We start from the raw sequence: 26,384 nt of genomic DNA, 5'->3' as shown, positions 1-26,384 counted from the left end.
TGCGGCGCTTACAGAAGGCTCGTCCATCCTTCGGAAATTTCGTTCAGCCGGAACTGATTCACGGCGTTATGCGCCAGTCGCGTTGGTTCCGGCAGTCGATAGCCTTTTATACATCGCAGCAGGATGTCCAGACTGCCAGGGACATCTACCAGGTGTCCCGGTGACACAAAAATGGGTTTTACCTTATTCTTACTCCGCAGCGCATAACCCAATAATTCGCCCTGCCGGTCTGTTAGCGGGCTATAGTTGCCCTTTTCGGGTCCGGGTTCTTCATAGTTACCAAATAATTTCTTCTTGGCGCTGCCAATGGTTGGTTGCTGCGTGAGCACACCAAAATGAGTGGCAATGCCCATACGTCGTGGATGCGCAATCCCATGGCCGTCTACCACCAGTATATCGGGTTTAACCGGCAGCTGTGTCCAGGCATCCATCAGGGCTGGCACCTCCCGGAAGGCCAGGAAACCGGGAACATAGGGAAACAGTACTTCCTTCTTTACCAGGCTATAACCCACTGGTTTGAGAGATGGAAACTCCAGGACCACAATGCCGGCATATACGGTGGTACTGAATTTATTAAAAGAAATATCTGCACCTGCGATGTAGTTCAGCGGTCCGTTGTAAGGGGTTACCTTGATATTGTCACGGAGTTGCTTTTGAATCAACGTGGCCTCCGGAACAGTGAGTTCATTGTAATTTGTCATGGATATGGTTTGTTTAATGGCTGTGTCCCAGATCAGCAGCGCATTAAAAAAGGCTTAACTGATCTCCGCTTTTTGGCTCGGGAGGCTTTACCGCTTTACCAAAAACGGTTCTGCCGCCATATTGCCATGAATCACGGCGCTCCTGTGCTATTACTTTATCAAAATTTGTATTCGGCTCAAAGTCCTTTTCAATTTGTTGGGAAAGCAGCGACAGTTTTCTGATGGCATCCTTTTTATCAGATTCGCCGATCTTCGCTTTCTGCAGTGCTTCTTTGAGTGTATGGATGGTTTCATCATATATCCGGGTAGGTACCGGGAAGGGATGTCCATCCTTACCTCCATGGGCAAACGAAAACCGGGCCGGGTCTTCAAACCGTGATGGGGTGCCGTGTATGACCTCGCTCACAAGGGTCAGCGATTGTAGTGTCCGTGGACCAACGCCTTCCAGCATCAGCAGGGTTTCAAAATCGGTGGGGTTGGTATCGTGCGCCAGTGCCAGCACACTTCCGAGCCTTTTCAGGTTTACATTTTCCGCCCTTACTTCATGATGACCGGGCATGATCAGGTTCCGTATTTCAGGTAACAGATGCACCGGTTTTTCCCTGGTCAGCTGTAGAATTCCGGATTTTGTACTGCCCGATTGTAAGTCGGTCAGGTTGAGGATCTGGCCCTGATTCCGGCCATAGATAAAGGTATGCGGTGCTTCTGTATAAGATTGAAAGGCGGTTGAATGCCAGTGATACCGGCGTGCCATGCTACTGGCATCATTCATTCCCTGCTGCACCACCGCCCATTCTCCTTCATCAGATAAAATGAAGGAATGCAGATAGAGCTGGAAACCATCCTGTATGGCGGTGTTGTCTACTTTCGCGGTGAGTTTGCTGCTGTATACCAGCTGATCGCCGGGGAGTCCGGTTTTATTGGCGATGGCGATCAGTTCCGCTGGTGTTTGTTTACTATGGCGTCCTTTACCGCCACAGATATAAATACCCAGTTCCGCAGAGCGCGGATTGATGGCTTTTTTCAACGCTCCCATCACACTGGTGGTGATCCCGGAGGAATGCCAGTCCATGCCCAACACGCAACCCAGCGCCTGAAACCAGCAAGGATCGCTGAGCCGTCTGATTACTTCTCCTTTACCATAATCGGTCACAATAGCCTCTACAATAGCGCCGCCCAACAGGCTCATACGCTTTGCCAGCCAGGGTGGTACCTGACCATAGTGTAAAGGCAGATCTGCATATGAAGGCATATTACTGATTATTTATAATGGGTTTGACTGCACCTGGTACTGGAAGATACTGTTGTTGTTCAACAGGAAATCATCCAGCTGTTCCATTTTACTGCGATTTCCGCGCACCGCATAATTGACTTCAATGATATGCTCTTTTCTGACGACGAGCATTTTCCGGTACTTCAGCTGAAACTCCTGTAGGATATTTTCAACATCGATGTGTGGAAATTTCTCTTCATGAAAATAAATCGTGTACACCCGTTTATCATTAACGGCTGCAATTCTTCGTTCTGCAAACTCCAGCAGGATCAGTACTACCAGCGCACCTGCAAGGGCCGCAGCGGCCAGCCAGTACTGGCTCATCCCTACAGCCATGCCTATCGCCGCCGCTATCCAGATGGATGCGGCTGTGGTAATCCCATCAATGGTATAGTCACCTTTGAAAATAACACCCGCACCAATGAAACCCACACCAGTCAGGATGTTGGAGGCTACACGATCTGCGGAATTGGGGAATCCCAACTCTGCGGAAAGGATGGTAAATACGGTGCTGCTCATACATATAAGGGTCATGGTGCGCATACCCGCCGCCTTACGCTTGTATTCTCTTTCAAGTCCCAGCAATGCGCCCATCACCAATGCTATCAACACTTTCAGCAGCTGGTCTTCTTCAATGATCTGCAATACATGTCTCATTCTGAAAAAATAAGTATATACAAATGTACGCGTTGGCACAATTCTTTCACTTAATAAAAAATGTGAATGGATACTGAACTGTTTGCTTAAAACGTTGTTATGACTACAATCAATAACCATAAATCTACTTTATAATGGAACCCTTTTTCTACAAATCCTGTGTGGTGATCTGTCTTGCCGGAATTCTCAGTATATTTCTCTTTGCCTGTAACGGCGCCAAAGAAGCCAGCCAGGAAGCTGATTCTGCTGCTGTGGCTATACCAAAGGTAGATAGTACCAGTATAGTTCCGGTAGATACCAGCAAAACAAAGCCTATACAATAGGAGGGCATCAAGTCCACTTCTATCTCAGGTGAAAACCTGGTTAAAGGTTGGTACAAAGCATGTTTAAGGCGAGGGTCCGTTACCCGATATCGAACTCTTTACCTCACCCTTAAACATCATTATTATGAAAGTAACAAACATGTTAATGCTGGCCGGTGTATCGGTTTTGATGCTGGCAGCATGTGGAAACGGTAATAAAACGAATACCGATTCTACTTTGAATAGCTCAGATACGGCGGGTCTCATACAACAGGATACCATACCCGCAGCGCAGATGCCTCCCGGAGCCATCAATCCCGGTGAAGATTCTGCCAGGTTCGGAACAGGTACCGCTGATTCCTCCAAAAACAGACCACGGCCGTAGGCTGTGTCTATAATGCCTCCGGGTATTTGTTGCGCTCCCAAGGGAACAACATTACCCGGAGGCATTATAATTTTTGTCCCGCTTTTACAATATATTTGGATACGTTTCGTCTACCTCTATTAATAAAGACAATATCCGAATGCAAAACGACACCACGACCCCTCCAAAACAACCCATTAAGCTGGCGACCCTGAAAAAAACATTCCGCCTGTTCCGTTACGTAAAACCTTACTGGGCGCAGTTCGCCGTTGGACTTTTTTTTCTGCTTGTTTCTAGCCTTGCTGGTCTGGCCTTCCCGAAATTACTGGGTAATCTCGTAGATCCGAAAAGTCACACCGTTCTGATCAATGGTATGAACAGAGCTGGTGTACTGCTGGTCGCAGTGCTGATTGGTCAATCCATTTTCTCCTTCTTCCGTATTGTAATATTTGTTAATGTAACAGAGAAGACGCTGGCGACTTTGCGGCAAACCATCTACAGTCACCTGATCCGCCTGCCAATGAAGTTTTTCCTGGAAAGAAGGGTAGGAGAACTCAGTAGCCGTATCTCCTCTGATATTTCACTGCTACAGGAAACTTTTACTACTACGCTGGCGGAATTTATCCGGCAGATGATCATCATCATTGGTGGTGTGGTGATCCTGCTGATTACCTCTCCGCAACTCACCGCCTTTATGCTGGCCATTTTACCTGTTATGATGGTAGCCGCTGTTGTATTCGGTAAATTTATCCGCCGTTTTTCCAAACAGGTACAGGAACAGGTAGCCGCTTCCAATACAGTGGTGGAGGAAACTTTACAGGGTATCCTGAACGTGAAGGCTTTCGCCAATGAATACTTTGAAATGGCGCGTTACCGCCAGCGTACCAATGAAGCAGCCAGGATAGGAATGAAAGGTGGTAAATACCGTGGCGCCTTTTCCTCTTTTATTATCATGGGTATCTTCGGTGCATTGGTAGCGGTTATCTGGAGAGGCGTAGCTATCGGGATGCCTACAGCTTCCCTGTTATCCTTTGTGCTGTATTCGTTGTTCATAGGCGGATCTATTGCGGGGCTGGCAGAAGTATATACGAACCTGCAGAAAAGTATAGGTGCCACCGAACATCTGCTTGAAATCCTGGATGAACCTGCAGAAGATATTACGCCGGTTAATACTATTGCCCGGGAAAACCAGCTTGATGGACAGATCAGTTTCCGCCATGTTTCGTTCCATTATCCATCCCGTCCGGATCTTACTATCATGAACGATGTTTCGTTTGATGTATATGCAGACCAGAAAGTAGCGCTGGTGGGCCCAAGCGGCGCCGGTAAGAGTACTATTGTATCCTTACTGTTACGCCTGTACGATCCTGTAAATGGTCAGATTTTATTTGACGGAAAGGAAAGCACTGCTTTCCCTTTATCGGAATTACGCTCCCAGATGGCGGTAGTGCCACAGGATGTATTCCTTTTCGGTGGTACCATCGCTGAAAATATTGCCTATGGCAAACCGGATGCAACACTGGAAGAGATGGAAGCTGCTGCTAAAAAAGCAAATGCCTGGGAATTCATACAGCGGTTCCCGTTAGGCCTTCAAACAGTGGTAGGTGAACGGGGCATACAACTCTCGGGCGGCCAACGGCAACGTATTGCCATCGCCAGGGCAGTATTGAAGGATCCCCGCATCCTGATCCTCGATGAGGCTACCTCAGCGCTGGACTCCGAGTCCGAGCGGCTGGTACAGGATGCCCTGGATAAACTGATGGAAGGACGCACCTCCATCGTGATCGCCCATCGCCTGGCTACTGTACGCGAGGCCGACAAAATTATTGTGCTCGACAAAGGCCAGATTGTGGAAGAAGGAACGCACAGTGAATTGATTGGTCTGGATGGACTTTACCGCACTTTAAGCGACATGCAGTTCGCCAGTTAAATAAAAACATAAAAGAGCGGGGGAAACGAAGGCGCCATGATTGTCGCTTTTGTTTCCCCCGCTCTTTTTATATCTCCGGAGAGCAAACTACATGTATGGTCTCATTTCTTCATCAATATCTTTGCGCAGATCCATCAGTTTCTTCGCGTATCCTTCCATACTGATTTCGCTATCCGTTTGAGGGACCCATTTGGGGACCTGTACGGTTTTACCGTGATCGTCTACTGCCGCAAATACCATTACACAGTGCGTAGTCTTTGATTTCTGCTGTTGTCGCGGGTTGCCTGCAAATACATCAATGGAGATGTGCATACTGGTGTTGCCGGTATAAATGATCTTCGCATTGATTTCCACCAGGTCGCCGATAGAGATTGGCTTAAAAAAGCGGATACCGCCTACATATACGGTGACGGCGTATTGCCCGCTCCAATTGGCGGCACAGGTATAACCCGCCTGGTCAATCCACTTCATAACCGATCCTCCGTGTACCTTTCCGCCGAAGTTTACATCCGACGGTTCTGCGAGGAACCGCAGGGTAATGGTGTGATAAATAGAATCCATAGTCGTTGTTTACGGGCGACAAATTACGAATTAAAAACCATCACCTCCACCCATTTCTCCACCACTTTCTTTGGACTTATTATTCTTCCTTTTAAAGAGATTCGTATCCATTTTACCAAACCGCCAGGTGGCGTTCAGACGCAACTCACGGGTCAGGCGTTTACGGTAATACTCCTGCTCAGAGAAGCTGGTAGAGGTATAGCTCAGATTACGGTCGGTATTGAAAATATCAGATATGCCCAGTGAAATAGACAGCGCCTTGTTTTTCAGCATATCTTTTTTAACCGCTGCATCGGCCGACCATTTGGGCTCTCTTTCTCCCTGTGGCATAATCTGTTTGGATTCATATTCTGCACTTACCTGCAGGGTAAGATTCCAGGGCAGTTTGGTATTGCTGTTTAATTTGCCAAACCAGGTGATGCCCTGGTTGGAAAGATTGCTGCCATTGCTAGTAGCGTCGATCTTTGTCTGGGCAAGGTTCACGTTGGTGGTCAGATCCCAGATTTTTGTCAGCTGGCTTCTCAGCGTAAATTCAGCACCGTACGAATTACGTGTGCTGGCATTGATAGGATAGGAGAGCAATACATGTTGATTCTGCCCATTCAGGTTTAAGGTGGTATCTACATAAAAATCAGTGATCGCATTGTTCGTATTACGGTAGTAAACGGATACCAGCAGGTTATGTTTATGCGCAATATCTTTCAGATAAGACAACTCAAAGGAATTCGTAAACTCCGGTTTCAGATCGGGGTTACCGGTACTGGCGCTCTGACCACTGTAGTCGATGGTGGGCAACAGATCGCGGAACCACGGGCGACGGATACGGCGGCTGTAATTCAGCTGTAGCTCATGATCGCCTTTGAACTTCTGTGACAGGAAAACGCTGGGAAACAGGCTGATAGGGTAGTTGATCTTATAAGAAGATTTTTCTCCCAGCCGGGTTTCACCGTTATAATTCGACTGTTCTGCACGTAAGCCTACCTGGTAGCCGAAGTTATCTTTGGCCCCGGTGTAGCTCACATAGCCTGCATTGATCTGTTCTTTGTAATGATAGTTGTTGGACAATGCGGTATCCAGGGTAAAATCACCGGATGGATAATTTTGTCCGTAGGTGTTGGTAAAGTTGTCAAATTCCCTGGTATTGCTTCTCAACCCCATTTCAATTTTTGATTTCTCAGTCAGCGGCTTCACGTAATCCAGCTGGGCGGTAAGGTACTTGGTGGTCCCTTCTCCGCTGCCATTCCGCAGTTCCGGCTTCTTCGGATCGTAGATCGGTTTGCCGGCAAGATCGAAGTATTGCAGCGAATAATTGGAGCTGTTGTCGCCTGTGGCGTAGTTATATGTAAAATCGGCCGTCAATTCCTCACCTTCTTTGGCAAACGTATGCTTGTAGCCCAATTGTGTAGTGTAGTTACGGAAACCATTGAGGGTATTGTTGATGCCGGTACCATAACGAACATTCTGTTGGTGCATATCCTGCTCATACAGTGTTTGGTTGTTGTACTTATTGAAGTTACCACCGGTCAGGTTTTCAGATATCGTGATGGTATTGCGGTTATCGATAAACCAGTCGAACCCGATACGTCCGGTCTGGAACTTGCGGTAAAAGTCGCCATCTTCCAGCTGTTCGGTGTAGGTAGTGGTATCTGCGCCTAAATTTTTACGGTAAAGACGGCCGGTCATCGGGGATTTCCGGTCGCGGATATTGTAGTTGATAAAGAAATTGAATTTTTCCTGTCTCAGGTTGAAATCAATACCCGCATTGGTACTACCAAGGGAGGTAACGCCGGCACTAAGAGCCCCATTGATACCTGCTTTTTTATTCTTTTTAAGTACGATATTGAGGATGCCGCTCATGCCTTCCGCATCATATTTGGCAGAGGGGTTGGTTACCACCTCGATGTTCTGGATAGCGTCTGCCGGGATCTGATCCAGGGTAAGGGTGGAGGGGCGGCCATCAATAAAGATGGTGGGTGTACCATTGCGGACGGTCACATTACCGTCTATGTCCACGTTTACCGAGGGCACCTGTTTCAATACATCGGTAGCGGTGCCACCAATGCTGGCCAGATTCTTTTCTACGTTAAATACCCGTTTGTCGATTGCCATGGTAAAGGCAGGTTTTTCGCCCACTACATTCACCGCAGCCAGTGATTTTACATTGGCTTTCAGCTTTACATTGCCGACATCAATACTGCTTGTTTTAGCAGAAAGTGTGGCGACCTTGTAAACGGTTTCGTAGCCGATGAAATTAATTTTCAGGATATATTTATTGAGGGCAATATTTTCGAAACTGAAGTCCCCGTTGGTTTTGGATAGCATGCCGGTCTGTACGGAAGAATCCGGGCGCAGGAGCGCTACAGATGCATACTCAATAGGTTTTCCGGTTTGCGCATCCAGCAGTTTCCCGTAGATGGTGCCGGTGCTGGCGGCAGCGGCTTTCCCGCCCGGTTGCTGCGCCATAGCGGTAAAACAAAACAATAATAGCCAGCCTGTAAATAACGATACAATTTTTCTCATAATAGCTTCCAACATTTATAGCCTTGTAAAATTACTTTTTATGCCCGAAGAATCACCTGTTTTTGGGATGAAAGGTCAGGTGGAACCCTTTACAGTCCGCTGTTTCAACTACAGAATTGCGCAGAATTGTTTGTGGTGGCTTGTTGTGGAGATATGACGAAAAAATACCCCAAGTGTTAATTAGTGTTAAGCCTGTCTTGTAACCGGCATAACCGTGTGGAGGACAATGGATAGCATACGCTAAATTTTGTGGATAAAAAAGAGGGTAATACAAGTTTATCTTTTCCATTGTATCGCAGAGCAACGTATCTTTACAGCCCGCTGTTGCGTTATTTTAATTTTTTTATATGCATAAGGATTACCGACCGGACTGGGATATTTACACGTGCCATATTGAAGAAAGTCCAGCAGTAATAGGCCTTGACCTTGATCTGAGACGATTTGCGCCATTGAAGGAAAAGCCGAATGCCATATATATCACCGTATATCTGAACAATCCACGTGAGGACGGATTCCCCCAGAACGATGAATTTGCCATCATGGGAGAAATCGAGGACAGCCTGGTAGAGCAATTGCAAACGAGGTTAGATGCGCATTTTGTTGGTCGCACCTTCTCTAATGGCGTGCGTGACTTTTATTTTTATTCCGGTACTACATTGCTGCATGATAAATTCATTGCAGATGCCATGATCAATTTTCCCGATTATCGTTATGATTATGGGGTGAAGGAAGATAATAACTGGGAATTATATTTTGATTTTCTCTTTCCTGATGTATACGAATTCCAACGTATTCAAAACAGGAAAGTACTTCGTATGCTTCGTCAGCATGGCGACGCGTCTGAAAAAGAGCGAATCATTGAACACTGGATCCACTTCAGAACAGAAGAGGATAAAATTGCATACTGGGAACATATCCAGCAAAGCGGTTTTGAACTGGTAAGAGAAGAAAAGACAGACAACGCGGAATTCCCCTTTAAATTGTGTATTTCCCGTTCTGATAAAGCCAGCGAGGCAGCCATCGACAGTGTAGTAATGAGCCTTTGGGAACTGGCTCAACAAGTAAATGCTGATTACGACGGTTGGGAAACCGTCATTATGAAATAAATAAATTTGGTTTTTAGCTTTTAGTGAGATGCTGACCACAGCAGGTACTAAAAGCTAAAAACCAAACCCCACCTGCTACTTCCGCAACATTCCCGTTAACAGAGAGATTGCAAACAACACCAGGAAAATAAAGAATAAGATCTTGGCGATGCCTGCTGCACTGGAGGCAATTCCTCCAAAGCCAAATACGGCGGCGATAATAGCCACGATAAAAAATATGAGTGCCCAGCGTAACATAACGAAAACTTTAAGGTGAACAATTAATATCTGTAACACTTTACCAGTTAATCCGTTCAATTTTACACAATTATCATTCCGTTAAGTACAATAATTGCAGTTGTTACAATTTCAGTTTTTTTCTATATACTTGTTACCTGCTGCTAGAATTGACGAATTATTTCAAAATATGGCCTACATTAACTGTCTTATGCTGGCTGATTAGCCTGCATTGCCCTGCCTTTTTATACGCAGCAGGCCCGGAGTTCCCGCCCACAGCGGATACCGTTCCGCATAGAAATGGTGGTCTCTTTAGAAAAATCGGAGAGTACCGCGATTCGATGCGCAATAAAGAATACCGGAATACGCTGATTAAACGCATTACAAGGCAGGACGAACCCGTTCAATCCAACGATAACGACAGCACGATCATCAAAAGTGAGGCGTATTTTACCCCCTTTGCGGGCAAAGTGATCAGAAATATCTACTATAGAAAGGTAAAGGTATTCGGTCCCAAAAATATTAATGATACTACTTTTACCACCAGCATGAAATTAATTCATCTGGCCAACCGTATGCATTATGATTCCAGGGAATGGGTCATCCGTCAATCTTTATTTTTCCGGGAAGATGAAACACTTGATCCTTTCGAAATGGCAGATAATGAACGTTACCTGCGTAACCGCCCGTTTATACAGGATGCCCGTTTGTATATAAGAAACGCCGACAGTGACTCGATCGATGTGGAAGTGGTCACCAAAGACCTCTTTGAATATGGCGCAGATCTCTCCCAGTTCAGCGCAAAAGATATCAGAGCAAGTGTATCCAACAATGATCTGTTTGGGGCAGGGCAAGGCCTCAGAGTAGGTATGCAATGGCGGTCAGATTTTTCTCCTACCTGGAATACTGAAGTCCGTTATACAAAATACAACCTGCTGGGATCCTTTATAGATATGAGCCTGGGCTATACTACCCTGAATAATTATGCCCAGCTGGATACCAATGCATATGAAGGAGCGGTTTTCATCAATTTCAACAGGCCGCTGTACCGCAATTCAGCTAAACTGGTAGGGGGACTTGCCCTGTCGAAAAACTGGTCTATCAACATCCGTGGCGCACTGCCGGAAGAGGGCGATAGCATCTACCGTGATTATACTTACACGGTGGTGGATGGCTGGATCGGTTATAATTTTATCAATAACTACAAGCATGATGGCACCATTGGAAAGAAACCCAATTTTGCCCTGCTGGCCAGACACTATAATTTATCATTCCAGCGGAAGCCGGATCAGCTAAGATATAAAGACGACCCGGTGTATAATAACCACCGTCTCTACCTGCTGGAATTGCAGGCTTACCGGATCGATTATTTTAAAGCCCACTACTTCTTTGGTTTTGGCCGTACGGAAGATATTCCCCTGGGATATAACTTAAGCGCTACCAGTGGTTGGGAAAGCTGGAAGGGCCGGAGAAGAATCTATACAGGTGTAGAAACACAGAAATTCTGGCTCACCCGCAACCAGGGCCTTTTTAATACCACGCTTGGCCTTAGTACGTATTGGCTGAATAACGCATGGGAAGATGGTGTGATACATGCCCGTTTGGAATATTACAGTCGCCTCGTTAATCTCCGTAAAAACCGTTTCCGTCAATTTTTGAATATCGACTATCTCAACAGTCCTAATCCGTTTTTCAATAAGCCGCTCAACATCAACATGGATGAAGGCATCTGGGGATATAAAAATACAAAGCTCAATGGCTTTCAACGCCTGAATATGGGCTCAGAAACAGTTTACTACAGCCCGTTGAAGCTCCTCGGCTTTAAATTTAATTTCTTTACGGCCCTGCAGGCCTCTATCATTACGAATAACAGCGACGACCTGTTTCGCAATCCAGTTTACCTCGGACTGGGTGGCGGTTTCCGGGTACGTAATGAAAACCTGTCGCTCAACACTATCAAAGTGTCCGGTTATTATTATCCCAACGCACCGGATCCTATGAAGAAGCTGATGCTGGAAATCACCACCATCGTTGATTTCCGTTTCGATATTTCTGCTTTGCGCGCACCTTCTGTGCTTAACTTCCGTTAATCTGCTGACGGTTGCCCAAATAAACTTCCGTAAATTTATAGTACTAAATATTGAGTCATGGAATGGAAAAATGAACTGACGCGTATGCTGGGGATCACCTATCCGATCATACAGGCGCCCATGCTGGGTATCACTACGCCGGCCATGGTAGCAGCTGTTAGCAATAGTGGGGGCCTGGGCTCTTTACCGGTAGGTGGCTTGCCACCTGAAAAGATAACGGCACTGATCCGCGAAGTGAAGGCACTTACGCAACAACCATTTGCGGTGAACCTGTTTGTATATGAACCTGCGGCCCATTACGACCGGAAAACATTTGACGACATGCAGGAATTCCTGCAATTTCTTTATGGGGCGCATCAGCTGGCTGCTACGCCGGTGAGTTATGACGAGGTACCCTTTTATTCCTGGAGGGTACAGTTACCCGTGATACTGGCAGCAGGCATCCGGCACATCAGCTTCACCTTTGGTATGCCTGATGAGGAAGGATTCAGGTTGTTGAAAGAACATCAGGCCTTACTGATGGGCACTGCCACCTGTATTGAGGAAGCTTCGCTGCTGGTGGCTGCCGGAACAGATGTAGTGGTAGTACAGGGAATAGAGGCGGGCGGACACCGTGGCTCTTTTCTTCCCGGAGAATTGCCCCGTATAGGAACAATGGCATTGGTGCCGCAGGTCGTGGATCGTGTACGCGTACCAGTTATAGCTGCCGGTGGTATCATGGATGGACGAGGCGTGGCTGCAGCCAGGATGTTGGGTGCCTCAGGGGTACAGGTTGGCAGCTTGTTTCTGAGAGCAGAAGAAAGCCTGGCAACGCCGGCGCATAAAGCGGTATTGGCAGGCATAACGGACACGGATACACTACTTACGCGCGCCTTCTCCGGTCGGTGGGCCCGGGGAGTAAGAAATACGCTCCTCAAGGAAATCGAAGCATCCGGGTTGCCGATCAGCGATTATCCTTACCAGGATGCGTTGACGCAACCTATCCGGAAAGTAGCCAGAGAGCTGGATAAAACGGAGTTTATTAATGTCTGGGCAGGTCAGGCGGCCGGGAAAGCCCGTGCCTGGAGCACGGGCGATATTTTCGCGGAGCTGGTCCGTGAAACCACGTTGGCGCTTAGTAAGTGATACGCTTAAATAGTCCTGGATAGTCTGCTACAAAACCTTGTTCATCGAATGGTAAAGTAGCCGCGAAAGTGGTGATGACATTCTCATACAGATATTCACGTAATCCCAGCCTGGTGTAGCGTTGCGATACCTTCTGCAATTCAAAGTCCGGCAGGTTGATATATAACATATCCAGCATCCTGGTTTCCTGTAGTTCAAAAGGCAACCGCTGAACGGGTAATGTGTTCGTGAAAGGCGTTAATGAAATATCAATGTCGATGCAGTTGTCAAAAGCGTCGATATGGTTATTGTCTTTGTCGAACCAATGACCGTTCAGATCACTTGTCAGTTTAAGTTCTGTAGGCGTTAGTCCTTCCTGCCGGATATGAAAGGACGACACCTGCCAGGCGGGAGTGAGCTCAATTGTATAATGAATACAGAAAGGTTGTTCCTCTTTTACTCCATTTATACAACCGGAGGCAATTTTTCCTGCTCCGTTTTCCTGGAGTGTAAAGTATTCAGTTGCCGGCCATTTCAATGCCTGCCATATAACGGGTCGCATGAGCTATTTGTTTATGATCGTTGATTTTATTTTGATAACCACCAGCTTGGAGGTAGGTGTATTGCTTTTATCTGCAACACTGTCTACCGGCACCAATACATTGGTTTCCGGAAAATAAGTAGCGGTGCACTTTTCCGGTATCTGGTAGGATACAATAATGAAGCCATATGCCACCCGTTCTTTCCCTCCATGATAGTTATACAGATCCACCATATCTCCAGGATGAAATCCCGCTGCAGCAATATCGCCGGGATGCATAAAGATCACTCTTCTTTCATGATATACGCCTCTGTAACGGTCGTCCAGGCCATAGATGGTAGTGTTGAACTGGTCGTGGCTGCGGATGGTCATCATCATATATTCGTCGATGGCCAGCGGGGTGGTTTGTACGGGAGCAATATTGAAATTGGCTTTGCCGCTGTAGGTATTAAACCTGCCTTCCCTGGCGCCATTTGGCAGATAGAAACCTCCCGGATGTCGTACTCTCTTGTTATAATCGTCAAATCCCGGAATTACCTTTTCGATATCGTTGCGGATATGATCGTAGTGCTGCATATACTTTGCCCACGGCATCCGGGTATCTTCACCAAACAAGGCAATCGCCAACTCGCAGATAATGGCAGGTTCGCTTTTCATGTGGGTAGATACAGGCGTCAGGTTCCCTTTCGACATCTGGATTACACCCATCGAATTTTCACAGGTCACAAACTGTTGCTCCTGTTGTTGGAAATCTTTGTCGCTGCGACCCAGGCAGGGGAGTATCAGTGCTTCTTTTCCATGTACTACGTGGCTGCGGTTTAATTTGGTAGATACATGTACGGTAAGATCGCAGTTCCGCAATGCCTCGGCCGTGAACAGCGTATCAGGTGTGGCAGAGAGAAAATTGCCGCCCATGGCGATAAACACCCTGGCCCGGCCACTGTGCATGGCTTTTATCGCATTCACCACATCATATCCATGTTCCCTGGGTGGTTCAAAACCATATACCGTTTTAATTTTGTCGAGGAATGCGGGTGCGGGTTGCTCATAGATACCCATGGTGCGATCGCCCTGAACATTGCTATGCCCACGTACCGGGCAGGTGCCTGCTCCGGGTTTGCCAATGCTGCCTTTCAGTAACAGGAGGTTTACTACTTCCTGTATAGTGGCAACGGCATTTTTATGTTGGGTAAGTCCCATCGCCCAGCAAGCAACAATTTTCTTTTTATGGAACAGTGCCTGCGCTGCTTCCCGGATTAATTCCGGTGCTACGCCGCAATCAGCCATCAGTTGTGGCAGCGATTGTGTTTTCAGGTGCGCGATATAGTTTTCATATCCCTGTGTGCTGGCGGCAATAAAGTCCTGGTCAAAAACACTGCCCGGCATTTTTTCTTCTTCCTGTAACAACAGCAGGGCAATGGCTTTTATGAGCGCCATATCACCATTGATTTTTACCTGGAGGAAAATATCAGTGAGGTGGGTTTTGATCTGGAGCATCCCTTTAACGGTCTGAGGATTTAAGAAATTCATCAAACCCGTTTCTGGCAGAGGATTTACGGAAATAATAGTAGCGCCGTTGGCTTTTGCCTTTTGCAAGGCCGTGAGCATACGCGGATGGTTGGTGCCTGGGTTTTGTCCGAGGATAATGATTACCTCCGCTTCATGTACATCTTCCAGGGTAACAGATCCTTTACCAATCCCTACTGATTCGCTCAGGGCTACTCCGCTGGACTCGTGACACATATTGGAGCAATCGGGCAGGTTGTTGGTGCCGTATTCCCGCACCATCAGCTGATACAGGAAGGCGGCTTCGTTACTGGTTCTTCCGGAAGTATAAAAAACAGCTTCGTCGGGTGAGGATAGCCGGTGAAGATGACCGGCTATAATTTTATAGGCGTCTGCCCAGGCGATAGGCTTATAATGGGTTTCACCGGCGGCCAGGTACATGGGTTGTGCGATGCGGCCTTTCTTGCCGATCTCGTAATCCGTTAATTGGCCAAGCGCAGCTATAGGGTATTGTGCAAAGAAATCCGGTGTCAGTTTTTTGGTAGTGGCTTCTTCCGCAACGGCTTTGGCGCCGTTTTCACAGTATTCGGCGATGCCGGATCTTTCATCGTCCGGATCAGGCCAGGCGCACCCCGGGCAATCGAAGCCATCTTTCTGGTTGAGTTCCAGCAGGGCTTTCATGCCACGAAAAGCATTCATTTCTTCGAGGATATGACGCATACTGGATACCACGGCGGGAATACCGGCAGCTACTGTTTTGGGCGGTCCTAGTTTGATCCCGGTAAAACGGACGGGATTTTCAGCACTATCCATGACGGGTATGATTTTATTTGACATCAATTCTTTCTGCTCCACTGTAAATATTAAAACGTTGATCTTTTAAAAATCCCAGCAGGGTGATATTCCATGCTTCAGCCTTTTTTACCGCCATGCTGGAAGGCGCCCCGATAGCGGCGATCACCGGTATGCCAGCCATAGCTGCTTTCTGGATCAGCTCAAAACCGGCACGGCCACTGAGCAAAAGCCCGTATTGTTGTAATGGCAGCAATTGTTGTTGCATGGCCGCACCAATCAGTTTATCTACGGCGTTGTGCCGGCCAATATCTTCCCGGAGAAAAAGCAGGTCGCCTGCTTCATTGAAAAGCGCAGCGGCATGCAGTCCGCCGGTACTCTCAAAAAGTGACTGCTCTTTCCGCAGGATGGCTGGAAGTTCGAAGAGTTGGGTAGTGGTAAGACGTAACCCCGATTTACTAACGGAAACGGACGTATGAATAGCTTGCAGATCTGTTTTGCCGCATACACCACACGCGGCGGTGGCGGTGAAATTCCGTTGACTGTTTGCCAGTTGCGCAACTATGGCAGGTTTCAGATGCACGGTGGCCACGCTGCCGTTGTCATCTTCTGATACAATAATTTCCTGGATGTCAGCGTGGTTGGCGATAATACCTTCTGTAAAAAGGAAGCCGGCAGCCAGTTCCATATCTTCACCAGGCGTACGCATCGTAACGGATATGTTCTGTTGCCGGCGGTTATGGGAAGGCCCATGCACCAGTCTTATTTCGAGTGGATCTTCGGTAGCCAGGGTATCATTGGCGTCAGTGATACTTTCGGCAGCTACTTTTCTAACGCGGGTATGAACAACTGAATTTGTCATATCCAAAATTACACTTTCACTATCATCTTACCGCTGTTTTTACCGGAAAATAATCCGAGTAAAGCATCCGGTAAGCGGTCAAATCCTTCTTCTATTGTTTCGGTGTATTTTATCTTGCCTGCTTTAATCCATTCAGCGAGCTGTTTCACGCCTTCGCCAAATCTGCTGGCATAATTGGTGATAATAAAGCCTTGCATCAGGATGCTCCTGGTTACCAGGATAGGCTGAATACGCGGTCCTACCGGTACTTCTGTGGAATTATACAGGGAGATCTGACCGCAGAGGGGGACACGGGCGAAGAAATTGAGGTGTCGTGCCACTGCATCAGAAATATCGCCACCTACGTTGTCGAAATAAACATCCACGCCATTGGGACAGGCGGCTGCTACAGCGGAATCCATATCGGGGTTGCCTTTATAATCGATGGCGGCATCGAAATCAAAGGTATCGGTCAGCAGTTTGATCTTCTCACTACCGCCGGCAATGCCTACGGCGCGGCAGCCCATTATTTTGGCAATCTGCCCTACCACGATGCCTACTGCTCCTGCTGCGCCGGACACCACTACTGTTTCACCGGGTTTAGGTTTGCCTATGTCTACCATTCCGAAGTAGGCAGTAAGACCAGGCACGCCCAGCAAACCCAGGTAGTGGGTAAGCGGAATGCTGTCGTCTACTTTCCGGAGATGGGCGGCGGGGAAGATGGCGGCCGTTGCCCAGGGTAAAAAGGGGCGGGGGGCTGTACTCATTACTTTATCGCCGGGTTTAAACTGATCGGCTTTACTAGCCGTTACTTCTGCTACGCCGCTGCTTTCTATCGGCGCATCCACCTGGAACGGAGGAATATAGGAGCGGGTATCATTCATACGGCCACGCATATACGGATCTACGGAAAGGTAAAGCGGTTTCACCAGCACTTCGCCTGGTTGCAGTTCCGGTAAGGTGGCTGTTTCGGTTTTAAAGTCTTCGGCTACAGGTAGGCCCTTGGGGCGGGCAGCCAGCAGGATCTGCTTGATTTTCATACACAACGGTATTTAACGGGTAAGAAATGGCAATGAACAATTAACAGGTAAGAAAATGCTTTTGTTTACCAGCGGGCAAAAGAAGGTAAATACAAGCGAAAAATGTACATTCGGGGTAAGAATCTTCACCACTTAAATTTAACATCTACTATGCGTCTTGATGATGAAGAAATGAGCGAAAACGTCGAGAAACGTACCGGTGGCGGAATGCGCAAGATCGGTGTGGGCGGCGGTATTGGCACCATTGTCATTATTGTGCTGGCATTGATCTTTAAACAGGATCCGCAACAGGTTATGCAGGCCGTTCAGCAGGTAAGCCCCGGTCAGGAACAGGGAGGCACCGCTGAAAAACTCACCAAAGAAAATGCAAGCCCCTTCGAAATCATGTCCGCCAAAGTGCTGCACAGCACAGAACGGGTATGGAAACAGGGATTCCAGGAACGGAATAAAACCTACGAAGTACCAGGCATGGTTTCTTTTGAGAAAGGCACCCAATCCGGTTGTGGCTTTGCAGAATCTGCCATGGGGCCTTTTTACTGCCCGGCCGACCACAAAGTATACCTGGATGTGTCTTTTTTTAATGAACTGGAACAACAGTTCGGGGTGAAAGGCGATTTCTCGAAGGCTTATGTCATTGCACATGAAGTAGGACACCATGTACAGAACCTGTTGGGCATCAGTGCTAAATTGCAGTCAATGCGTTCCCGCCTCAGCGAAAAGGAATACAATAAACTATCAGTCATGCTGGAACTCCAGGCCGATTTCCTCGCGGGTGTATGGGCGAATCGCGCCAATAAAATCAAACCTTTCCTGGATCCGGGAGATATAGAATCCGGGTTGAATGCAGCCAGCGCCGTTGGAGACGACCGGCTGCAACAGGCCAGCACCGGGCAGGTAGTGCCGGATGCCTTTACGCATGGTACTTCCGCACAAAGAATGTTCTGGTTTAAAAAAGGTTTTGAATCAGGAAATGTGGCAGATGGGGATACCGGGCTAGGTCTCGGCAGCTGGTAGCCGGCAGATCAGCAATGCGTTTTCCGGATAGGGGAATACCGGTCCGGAAAACGCGTTGTATGATATTATGTATTCAGCATTTCTTTCGCCAGTTCTATCATCTTAGGGTCACCGGTATATTTCCCGTTTTCGTCAGATAACTTTACTACAGGCGTCCACCTGGGCGCATCTTCCGGCAGGGCCTCATACATCTTTATAACAATATTCAGGGCAGTTAATCCCACATCATTCGTAAAATTGGTACCGATACCAAAAGACATCCCTATCTTTCCCCGGCAATAGGCGGCGATGTCTGCCACCTTCTCATAATTCAGTCCGTCCGAGAAAATGATGGTCTTTGTCAGCGGATCTACGCCTTTCCCTTTATAATGTACAATGGTCCGGTCTGCAAACAAAATCGGATCGCCGCTGTCGTGGCGTACCCCATCAAACAACTTGGCGAATTTTTTATCAAACTGCTCAAAGAAAACAGGGGTGGTGTAGGTATCTGAAAGTGCAATGCCCAGATCGCCCCGGTAAACCTGTACCCAGTTTTCGAGGCCAAGCATGTTGGCCATCTTAAAGCCGTATTTGGCGGCATGAAACATAAACCATTCGTGTGCATGTGTGCCCACCGGCTTTACACCGTTGCGCATGGCCAGGTGTACGTTGCTGGTGCCGATAAAACATCCTTCCCCGTATTCACGCAGGGTTTTCACTACCAGTTTGTGCACCGCCAGCGAATGCCGGCGGCGCGTACCAAAGTCGGCGATGGTGATATCCATCTTTTTGTATTGCTCTATCTTACCACGGGTAATCCGGATCACTTCTTCATCCGGCACCCTTTGTTGCCCTGTCAGCTGATAAAAGAGTTCACAGATCAACGACATGAGAGGTACTTCCCATAAAATGGTCCGGTACCAGTAGCCGTCGGCGTGTACCTCCAGCTGGTCGTCCTGTTGGGCGATATGTACTTCTGCGGGATTGTAACGGTATCCCTGGAGGAAATCGAGATAGGTGGGATCAAGATAAGGACAGGTTACCGCGAGATATTCTTTTTCTTCTGCAGTAAGCTGCAGGTGCTGCATCTGGTCGACTGCTTCCCGCAATGCTTCCGCAAATCCCGGTGGAAAGGAGTGATGCCCGCGATTGATGAAAGTATAACGGGCACGGGCCTTCGGAAATAATTTGATCACACCATGTTGCATGGTGAATTTGTAAAAGTCGTTATCGAGCAGTGAAGTCAGGATCATATTTGCTGTTTAGATTCACAATAAAATTATATTTTTGCGATTAACCATATTGTTAGTTACCATGCAGCAGATTAAAGTTAAATGGCCCCTTAACCCACAGGAAACCGTGTTGTTTAAAGTAAACGGTGTGTACATCAAAAACAGTTTTTCGGCAAAACAGGGTGTTTTGTATATCACCAATGAAAGAATTGTTTTCGAAGCAAAGCCCATGTTGATGTTTTTACTTTTTGGTATTATCGGCTGGTTGCTCACCAGAAAAAAGGTAGCCCAGGAGTTTCAGTTATCTGATATCACCGACTTTAAAAGAACAAAGCACGGCTTCAACAAGAAGATAGCTGAGTTTGACCTGATCGACGGCCGTAAGGTCCGTTTCGGTGTTACCGGTAAATGGGAGATTTTCGACGCCGCTTACCAGAAAGCGATGATAGACGTACAGCCATTATTCAGTGTAAATTAAACATCAGAGTTTAGCGCCGCAGTATTTGCAGAAGTCCGCATTGACATCGTGTCCTTCACGCATGCAATGCGGACAAACTCTATGATCTACTTCATCACGGTTACGTATCCTGCTCATTTCTACCGTTACTATCCCGGTAGGCACTGCTATAATGGCATAACCCATAATCATAATAAGTGCTGAAAAGGTTTGTCCCAGCGGCGTTATAGGAGCAATGTCTCCATAACCCACCGTGGTAAGGGTAACTACTGCCCAGTACACACTTACAGGGATGCTGGTAAAGCCGGAGTTATGCTCAGATTCTATCACATACATGATAGCGCCCAGTACTACGGTGAGCAATCCAATGAAGAAAAGAAAAACGAATATTTTCCGTTGACTTTTCTGAAGGGCAAGCGATAGTTGTTTACTTTCATTGAGAAAGGGCACCAGCTTAAAGATCCTGAAAATACGCATCAGCCGCAGGATACGGATGGTAAGCAGAAAATGTGCGCCACCATAGAATGCTTCCACATAGGTAGGAAGAATGCAAAGCAGGTCCACAACACCGTAAAAACTGGTCATATAGGCCCTTGGGCGATAGCTGCACCAAACGCGGAACAGGTATTCCAGGGTGAAGATGATCGTGAAAATCCATTCCAGTACGTGAAACAAACGGCCAAACCGCTGTTGTAAAGGAACTACACTTTCCATCATCACGATCACCACACTGATGAGGATGGCGATCAGCAGAATGATGTCAAACGCTCTTCCTGCCGGGGTATCAGCCTCAAACACGATGTTGTGCCACTTCTCCTGGAAAGGCGTCATTTTCCGCTTTGTTTGGTTAGTCATCCTGCTGAATTATGAACTTTAAACAAAAATTGGTTAATTTATGTTTAGTGAAAACTTTAATACCAGGTAATTAGTTGATCGTTTAACTATTTTTTATTGTTTACTCCATACACCAGAATCGTTCAATCTTTAACCATATTATGACGAAACCAGATATCAGTGCGAAGTTGCGCATGAACGTTGCGAGCGCAGTTATTAAAACTCATACCGCTTACCGGCTCCGGCTATTAAGTGTTTTTATGCAGGCCGGGCTGGACATTACACCAGATATGTACTTTATCCTGCGATATCTCTGGGGTGAGCAGGATGGCAGCAGGCAACAGGAACTGGCAGACAAAACAGGCAAAGATAAAGCCAGCCTGACCAAGCTGTTGGACAACCTGGAGAAGAGAAACCTGGTAAAACGCATTGCTGATGAAACCGACAGGCGCAGTAAAAGGATCTGGCTGACAGTGAGTGGAAAGAAACTCAAAGAGAAAGTATATCCGTTAGCGTTATCTGTAGTAGAGCTGGCAGAGAAGGGTATTTCCCGGAATGACCTGCTGCATGCACAGGTAGTACTGGAACATATTTACAATAATATAAAAAGATGATCTTTCCACTTTTCCTATCTTTAGCATATGCTTACCGGAATTTTGATCAATTTATTTGAGCGGGATCTCAGCAAACTGGAAGAGGAGATCGCCGCCTACGAAAGCGGGGCGGGTATCTGGCTGGTACCTCCCGGCATTAAGAATTCAGCGGGAACGTTATGCCTGCACCTGTGTGGCAATCTGCAACATTTTGTAGGTGCTGTGCTGGGGCAAACGGGGTATATCCGCAACAGGGAGCTGGAATTCAGCGACCGGGATGTTCCAACGGAGGACTTGCTGGTGCTGATCAGCGCCACACGGCGTATAATCCTGACCGTTATAGCAGGTTTATCAGCGGAAGATCTGGAAAGCCTGTATCCGGAGAAGGTTTTTTCCGGTACAATGTCTACCGGTCATTTCCTGGTGCACCTGAGCACCCATCTCAATTATCATCTTGGCCAGATCAATTATCATCGCCGCCTAACCCAGTCGTGAATACATGAATGCTTTTCTGCAAAGATTTATAAGAGTGTACCAGGAAGTGAAATGGCTGCTGTGGCCATTTATAGTCATTGTATTAACGGTGCTCTCCATACGGATGATTGTAACGCGTCAGCAGGCTTATTTCTTTATCAATAAGCTGCACACGCCTGCAGGTGATTTGATATTCCCTTACATCACCCAATTGGGAAGTGTATCTGCGGCAGTATTGATTTCCCTGCTACTGCTGCTGATCAGTAAGCGTAAAGGCGCTATGCTGGCTACCGCCTATCTTTTTACGTCAGCTATCAGTTTCAGTCTGAAGGCGCTGGTAGGCTTCCCTCGTCCGCATCGTTATTTTGCGGCGCAGTTGCATGATATATATTTTGTACCTGGGGTAGCGGTACTGGACAACTTCAGGAGCTTTCCTTCCGGCCACAGTGTTTGCGCCTTTACAGCGGCGACGGTACTCTCTTATTATACAAAAAATAAGTACTGGTCATTGTTGTACCTGGGCCTGGCATTGCTGGTAGGGTATTCCAGGATGTATATGAGCCAGCATTTTCTGGAGGATGTAACGGCCGGTGCCAGTTTAGGGGTTTTCTTTTCAATGGTCTGGATCAGCCTTTTTAAAGCGAAAACGGCGCCGGTATCAGGACAATAGGTCTTTCTTCTCGGCCATCTCCCTGATGAGTGAGTCCTGATGTTGCTTGAGCATTTCGTGATAAAGTACAGCGGGAGATGCCATCTCAGCAGTCTTTTCTTTGTGCCATTCCGGTGCCGGGGTGTACCTGGCCCAAAGTATTTCATAGCCGATATAGATCTGGTATTTCCCTTCCCGTACATGGTCTGTATGCCCGAGGCGCCGTTCTTCACCAGGCGCCAGGTTTTCAATCAAACGGGCCTGATGGGTAGTGCCCATTGTCGTTGTAATTACCTGGTCTATTGCCACTGTCATAAACCGTTTATCAGAAAGGTTTTTCACACTGCGCAGGTATTTGGAAATACTGAATACGCTATTGGAAACGCCCACTATCCGCACCGCCTGTATTGCATCCTCACCAGCCATCGGCTTCAGTTTCTTCTCTTTAAAAGAAGTCCCGCGATAACTCTGGGTCCTGAAATGAATGTACCAGATCATAAAGAAAAAGAAAATGATTACCGGAACGTACATAGTTAATAGCTTTTGAGGAAGGGTTGATGAAACATGGGACGCGTTTTATTTTGAGTTGCTACAGATCAGAGGGCTTTTGCTTTTATCATATTGACAGCGCTAAAATAAAGGGTAAAGCATAGGTAAATGTAAATCCCATGTTAATAAAAGCACTATTTTTTGAACACAAGTCTGCTCTTTCCGTGGAATATTGCAAAAATGAACTTTTTTTTTGCACGTTAACAATTAAATCACAAAATTTCTCAATAGAAACCCGCAACTTTGCCTCATTGCCAAAAACAGGTGTTTGTAGCCAGGTCAACTTTAGGGGTTAACCCCCATATTGTCTTAAGTTAATATTCCCAAAAATAAATTAATATATGCATTCTTGATATCCGTTGCGGATCAGGCAGCGTTGTGGTTGCTGAGGGGAAGGGTATACTATATTTTTATCATGTTAACGTGGGAAGAATATAAAGCTTAGTCCTGCGCTGTGAAATTCAGGGTTATAATATGGCATGACCACCTTATCAGCATGTTGTGCGGGCGCTTTAAAGAGTTTCCGCTGTATCAATGGGTACATCCAGTAGGCGGCTTTTGTGCTTAAGATGCCAAAGCCAGCTCCTGCCACTACATCACTTAACCAGTGCTTATTATTGTACATCCTCAATGCACCAGTGGTGGTGGCGGCCAGATAGCCTCCTACACCATACCAGGGAGACACATCTTTATACTCCTGCCGAAGAAATTCAGCTGCTGCAAATGCCGTGGCCGTATGGCCGGAAGGGAAAGACAGGTTATCAGAGCCGTCTGGTCTTTCCTGGTGCGTCCCTCTTTTCACCAACTCTACAGAACTGGCCGTCAACACCGCAGAAATGCCGAGAATAATGGTCCGGTCGCGCAGGTTATGCTGACCATGAATACCGAAAGCATTCAGCGCATAAACGGCGGCTACAGGGGCATATTGCAGATAATTATCTATATGGGTATGGAATTGCGGGTGATCCTCCTTTAATTCCGCTCTGGTAGTGCTGTTCAGATCACGGAGAGTAGGATTATGGAGCGCCAGCACCCCATAGCCAATCATCGCTACAGGAACGGCAATACCCGCAACAGTCGTGTGAAACCGTTGATCTGACACTGCAGATAACCCGCTTTTTTGCGGGGGATAGCTGAATTGAACCGTATCATGGCTGACAGGCAGAGAATCGGGATGTTGTGCTTCAGCACGATAGGAAGCCGTAAGGGCGCCTAATATCGTTATTACCGGGAAAATCATTTTCTTCATGCATCACTCCTTGTGATGCCAAATGTATCACCCGATTCTGAAGAGAATCTGTTGCGCTTACTCCCCGCCGCGATCAGGTCGCGGAAGGATCATTTCAGCCGTTTGCTTCGTGTACCGGTTGTGAAAAAGGAAGGTGATCAACAACCCCAGCAGGCAACCTGCCAGTACGGAGAGTACCCTGGCCACGGCCGTATCCCAGAGATGTTCCCCCGCTTCATGGGTCATTACAATAATGGTAGCCGCTAATGCCGTACGCGTAGCCGCTTCGAGGTTGAGTAAATTACAGATGACCACGGTCACAAATACTGCCGTACACATCATGAAAATCATATTGGGATGTAACAATATCAGCAGGAAGCCAACAACACCACCTACCGCATTTGCTTTAATCCGTGTAACCGCTAACGTTACTGCATCGGAGCCATCCGGGGATAACACCAGCATCACGGAAATCAGTACCCAGATAATATCATCATAATTTACCAGCCGGGACAATCCCAGCACCATGAGTACGCCTGTTACGCATTTGGCCGCGTAAATCAATATGCGCCTGATTCTCGCTTTGTCAACCATTTTACAATGATAATAATTTTGATAAATATGAACTATGATATTTATTTTGTAGAAGATGCCCCATCATAAATATTACTGAACTTTTGACTGCTGGGGATTGTTGTAATATTTTAACCAGAAACTGCATGAAAATAAATAAACTGTGTTATCTGACCGTGCTGATTGTTTCGTTATATGCCTGTATCAAAGATGCACCTGCCAACCCGGAAGCTGATATTGAAACCTTTACAATACCAAAGAGATACCTGACAGGAGATGTATTTATTGACCAGGCCAACCGGAAAATCATGCTCTATCTTACACCTGCTGCCTTCGACAGCGGTGTAGTGCCTACGCTGACGCTTTCTGCAGGGGCTACGGTATCGCCCGCCTCTGGTGATTCCCTACTATTTGATTCTACCATTGTGAATGAGTATGTGGTGACCTCTGCCAGCGGTAATATGAAAACGTATACCGTAGAAGTGATAGGTGTGGGTACCTGGAAATGGGATTTTGAAAACTGGGGACTGAACGATAACGATAAATACCAATATCCTGTAGAAGAGGATGGTACCATGTTCTGGTCTTCCGGCAACCCGGGCATTGCACTATCCGGTGTGAAGAAAGATCCACTGGAATATCCGCTGCGCCGGTCAACAGATGCCTATCATGGGCAATATGCCGCTGAACTGGTTACACGTGCAGGTACTGCATTATCAAATCTTATCGGTATAAAATTATTTGCAGGTTCACTCTTTGTTGGCGTATTTGATCCGTCAAGCGCACTGGCTGCACCTTTGAAGGCTACGCAATTCGGACAGCCTTACGCCGGTAAGCCCTCGCGTTTTATTGGTTATTATAAATACCAGCCTGGAGAAAAGTACCAGGATAAAGCCGGTAATATCATTGCGGACATGAAAGACAGTTGTTCCATATATGCGGTATTATATCGGGGCACGACAAGATTAGATGCTACCAATATTCATACCTCCGACAGGATCGTAGCTACGGCCAGTATACCCGATGGTGGCCCCCGCGCAGTATGGACGCGTTTTGATATTCCATTTACGCAGGTAAGGCCATATGCGGCGGCAGAGAAGCTGATGTTGGCCATAGTGGCTTCTTCCAGTCAGGATGGAGATAGTTATAAAGGTGCAATCGGCAGCAGGTTGGTATTGGATAGTGTGCAGGTCATTCATCAATAAAACCGGGATCCTGGATTCATCTTTCGTACCTTTGCAGGGTTTTAACAAATCGA

The 26,384-nt window shown here is 47.0% G+C and carries 27 protein-coding genes; 12 read left to right on the top strand and 15 right to left on the bottom strand.

The features are described from left to right. Positions 1-8: 8 nt before the first annotated feature. Genes nfi through BMW79_RS19510 form a run of 3 tightly spaced genes read right to left on the bottom strand, consistent with a single transcriptional unit; the run spans position 9 to position 2,631 of the window. The gene (gene nfi, locus BMW79_RS19520; protein ID WP_089897321.1) at positions 9-701 is read right to left on the bottom strand and encodes a deoxyribonuclease V; all 693 of its coding nucleotides are present in this window, start codon (positions 699-701) and stop codon (positions 9-11) included. A 43-nt stretch (positions 702-744) separates the two neighbouring features. Beyond that, the gene (locus tag BMW79_RS19515; protein WP_089897320.1) at positions 745-1,953 is read right to left on the bottom strand and encodes a DUF763 domain-containing protein; all 1,209 of its coding nucleotides are present in this window, start codon (positions 1,951-1,953) and stop codon (positions 745-747) included. Positions 1,954-1,965: 12 nt separating this feature from the next. After that, the gene (locus BMW79_RS19510; protein WP_177192252.1) at positions 1,966-2,631 is read right to left on the bottom strand and encodes an MgtC/SapB family protein; all 666 of its coding nucleotides are present in this window, start codon (positions 2,629-2,631) and stop codon (positions 1,966-1,968) included. 134 nt (positions 2,632-2,765) lie between these two features. Here BMW79_RS19510 and BMW79_RS19505 point away from each other — a divergent pair, with 134 nt between their 5' ends. From BMW79_RS19505 to BMW79_RS19495, 3 genes are all read left to right on the top strand, one after another. Next, positions 2,766-2,954 (top strand): hypothetical protein, encoded by a 189-nt coding sequence (locus BMW79_RS19505; RefSeq protein WP_089897318.1) that lies wholly within the window; start codon positions 2,766-2,768, stop codon positions 2,952-2,954. Between the two features lie 124 nt (positions 2,955-3,078). Next, complete coding sequence (locus BMW79_RS19500) at positions 3,079-3,318, top strand: hypothetical protein (protein WP_089897317.1); 240 nt, start codon at positions 3,079-3,081, stop codon at positions 3,316-3,318. A gap of 139 nt (positions 3,319-3,457) precedes the next feature. Then, positions 3,458-5,227 carry an ABC transporter ATP-binding protein gene (locus BMW79_RS19495; protein ID WP_089897316.1) on the top strand — a complete coding sequence of 590 codons (1,770 nt, stop codon included), beginning with the start codon at positions 3,458-3,460 and terminating at the stop codon, positions 5,225-5,227. Between the two features lie 87 nt (positions 5,228-5,314). Here the strand turns inward: BMW79_RS19495 and BMW79_RS19490 are convergent, their stop codons facing one another. Both BMW79_RS19490 and BMW79_RS19485 read right to left on the bottom strand, forming a co-directional pair. Further along, positions 5,315-5,788, bottom strand: coding sequence for an acyl-CoA thioesterase (locus BMW79_RS19490; RefSeq protein WP_089897315.1), 474 nt, complete (start codon positions 5,786-5,788; stop codon positions 5,315-5,317). A gap of 30 nt (positions 5,789-5,818) precedes the next feature. Next, positions 5,819-8,308 (bottom strand): outer membrane beta-barrel family protein, encoded by a 2,490-nt coding sequence (locus BMW79_RS19485; RefSeq protein WP_177192251.1) that lies wholly within the window; start codon positions 8,306-8,308, stop codon positions 5,819-5,821. 347 nt (positions 8,309-8,655) lie between these two features. Between BMW79_RS19485 and BMW79_RS19480 the strand changes: the two genes are divergently transcribed. Next, the gene (locus BMW79_RS19480) at positions 8,656-9,414 is read left to right on the top strand and encodes a DUF695 domain-containing protein (protein WP_089897313.1); all 759 of its coding nucleotides are present in this window, start codon (positions 8,656-8,658) and stop codon (positions 9,412-9,414) included. A gap of 75 nt (positions 9,415-9,489) precedes the next feature. Here BMW79_RS19480 and BMW79_RS19475 read toward each other — a convergent pair whose 3' ends face one another. Further along, the gene (locus BMW79_RS19475; RefSeq protein ID WP_089897312.1) at positions 9,490-9,651 is read right to left on the bottom strand and encodes a DUF1328 domain-containing protein; all 162 of its coding nucleotides are present in this window, start codon (positions 9,649-9,651) and stop codon (positions 9,490-9,492) included. A 149-nt stretch (positions 9,652-9,800) separates the two neighbouring features. On the opposite strand from BMW79_RS19475, the gene BMW79_RS19470 reads away from it, so the two are divergent. After that, positions 9,801-11,720: a BamA/TamA family outer membrane protein gene (locus BMW79_RS19470; protein WP_143059221.1), complete on the top strand. Its 1,920-nt coding sequence runs from the start codon at positions 9,801-9,803 to the stop codon at positions 11,718-11,720. Positions 11,721-11,777: 57 nt separating this feature from the next. After that, complete coding sequence (locus BMW79_RS19465) at positions 11,778-12,845, top strand: NAD(P)H-dependent flavin oxidoreductase (RefSeq protein WP_089897310.1); 1,068 nt, start codon at positions 11,778-11,780, stop codon at positions 12,843-12,845. Here the strand turns inward: BMW79_RS19465 and BMW79_RS19460 are convergent. The 4 genes from BMW79_RS19460 to BMW79_RS19445 are packed head-to-tail and all read right to left on the bottom strand — an operon-like array spanning position 12,835 to position 17,544. Beyond that, positions 12,835-13,386, bottom strand: a complete 552-nt coding sequence (locus BMW79_RS19460; protein ID WP_089897309.1) for a putative glycolipid-binding domain-containing protein — start codon at positions 13,384-13,386, stop codon at positions 12,835-12,837. The genes BMW79_RS19465 and BMW79_RS19460 overlap by 11 nt on opposite strands. Before the next feature lie 3 nt (positions 13,387-13,389). After that, the gene (locus BMW79_RS19455; protein ID WP_245752607.1) at positions 13,390-15,684 is read right to left on the bottom strand and encodes an FdhF/YdeP family oxidoreductase; all 2,295 of its coding nucleotides are present in this window, start codon (positions 15,682-15,684) and stop codon (positions 13,390-13,392) included. A 13-nt stretch (positions 15,685-15,697) separates the two neighbouring features. Continuing rightward, positions 15,698-16,525, bottom strand: a complete 828-nt coding sequence (gene fdhD / locus BMW79_RS19450; protein ID WP_089903975.1) for a formate dehydrogenase accessory sulfurtransferase FdhD — start codon at positions 16,523-16,525, stop codon at positions 15,698-15,700. An 8-nt stretch (positions 16,526-16,533) separates the two neighbouring features. Continuing rightward, entirely contained in the window at positions 16,534-17,544 is a 1,011-nt protein-coding gene (locus BMW79_RS19445; RefSeq protein ID WP_089897307.1) for an NADP-dependent oxidoreductase, read from the bottom strand. A 150-nt stretch (positions 17,545-17,694) separates the two neighbouring features. Between BMW79_RS19445 and ypfJ the strand changes: the two genes are divergently transcribed. Then, entirely contained in the window at positions 17,695-18,558 is an 864-nt protein-coding gene (gene ypfJ, locus BMW79_RS19440; RefSeq protein ID WP_089897306.1) for a KPN_02809 family neutral zinc metallopeptidase, read from the top strand. Positions 18,559-18,623: 65 nt separating this feature from the next. On the opposite strand, the gene pncB is transcribed toward ypfJ, so the two are convergent. Continuing rightward, the gene (pncB, locus tag BMW79_RS19435) at positions 18,624-19,790 is read right to left on the bottom strand and encodes a nicotinate phosphoribosyltransferase (RefSeq protein WP_089897305.1); all 1,167 of its coding nucleotides are present in this window, start codon (positions 19,788-19,790) and stop codon (positions 18,624-18,626) included. 61 nt (positions 19,791-19,851) lie between these two features. On the opposite strand from pncB, the gene BMW79_RS19430 reads away from it, so the two are divergent. Further along, positions 19,852-20,247, top strand: a complete 396-nt coding sequence (locus tag BMW79_RS19430; protein WP_089897304.1) for a GRAM domain-containing protein — start codon at positions 19,852-19,854, stop codon at positions 20,245-20,247. 3 nt (positions 20,248-20,250) lie between these two features. On the opposite strand, the gene BMW79_RS19425 is transcribed toward BMW79_RS19430, so the two are convergent. Beyond that, complete coding sequence (locus tag BMW79_RS19425) at positions 20,251-21,081, bottom strand: ion transporter (RefSeq protein WP_218150385.1); 831 nt, start codon at positions 21,079-21,081, stop codon at positions 20,251-20,253. Between the two features lie 140 nt (positions 21,082-21,221). On the opposite strand from BMW79_RS19425, the gene BMW79_RS19420 reads away from it, so the two are divergent. The 3 genes from BMW79_RS19420 to BMW79_RS19410 are packed head-to-tail and all read left to right on the top strand — an operon-like array spanning position 21,222 to position 22,797. Next, positions 21,222-21,674, top strand: a complete 453-nt coding sequence (locus tag BMW79_RS19420; RefSeq protein WP_089897302.1) for a MarR family winged helix-turn-helix transcriptional regulator — start codon at positions 21,222-21,224, stop codon at positions 21,672-21,674. A 27-nt stretch (positions 21,675-21,701) separates the two neighbouring features. Beyond that, a complete protein-coding gene (locus tag BMW79_RS19415; RefSeq protein ID WP_089897301.1) occupies positions 21,702-22,148 on the top strand; it encodes a DinB family protein in 447 nt (148 codons plus the stop codon). Between the two features lie 4 nt (positions 22,149-22,152). Then, a complete protein-coding gene (locus tag BMW79_RS19410; RefSeq protein ID WP_089897300.1) occupies positions 22,153-22,797 on the top strand; it encodes a phosphatase PAP2 family protein in 645 nt (214 codons plus the stop codon). Here the strand turns inward: BMW79_RS19410 and BMW79_RS19405 are convergent. From BMW79_RS19405 to BMW79_RS19395, 3 genes are all read right to left on the bottom strand, one after another. Beyond that, positions 22,786-23,307 (bottom strand): hypothetical protein, encoded by a 522-nt coding sequence (locus tag BMW79_RS19405; RefSeq protein WP_089897299.1) that lies wholly within the window; start codon positions 23,305-23,307, stop codon positions 22,786-22,788. The two genes, BMW79_RS19410 and BMW79_RS19405, sit on opposite strands and share 12 nt — an antisense overlap. A 436-nt stretch (positions 23,308-23,743) precedes the next feature. Then, positions 23,744-24,574, bottom strand: a complete 831-nt coding sequence (locus tag BMW79_RS19400; RefSeq protein ID WP_245752605.1) for a phosphatase PAP2 family protein — start codon at positions 24,572-24,574, stop codon at positions 23,744-23,746. Positions 24,575-24,631: 57 nt separating this feature from the next. After that, positions 24,632-25,147, bottom strand: a complete 516-nt coding sequence (locus BMW79_RS19395; RefSeq protein ID WP_089897298.1) for an FUSC family protein — start codon at positions 25,145-25,147, stop codon at positions 24,632-24,634. Between the two features lie 125 nt (positions 25,148-25,272). Here BMW79_RS19395 and BMW79_RS19390 point away from each other — a divergent pair, with 125 nt between their 5' ends. Beyond that, positions 25,273-26,331: a PCMD domain-containing protein gene (locus BMW79_RS19390; RefSeq protein ID WP_089897297.1), complete on the top strand. Its 1,059-nt coding sequence runs from the start codon at positions 25,273-25,275 to the stop codon at positions 26,329-26,331. Positions 26,332-26,384 lie beyond the last annotated feature (53 nt).

The organism is Chitinophaga arvensicola, assembly GCF_900110835.1.
GTDB lineage: Bacteria > Bacteroidota > Bacteroidia > Chitinophagales > Chitinophagaceae > Chitinophaga > Chitinophaga arvensicola.
This window is presented reverse-complemented; position numbering and strand designations above follow the sequence as displayed.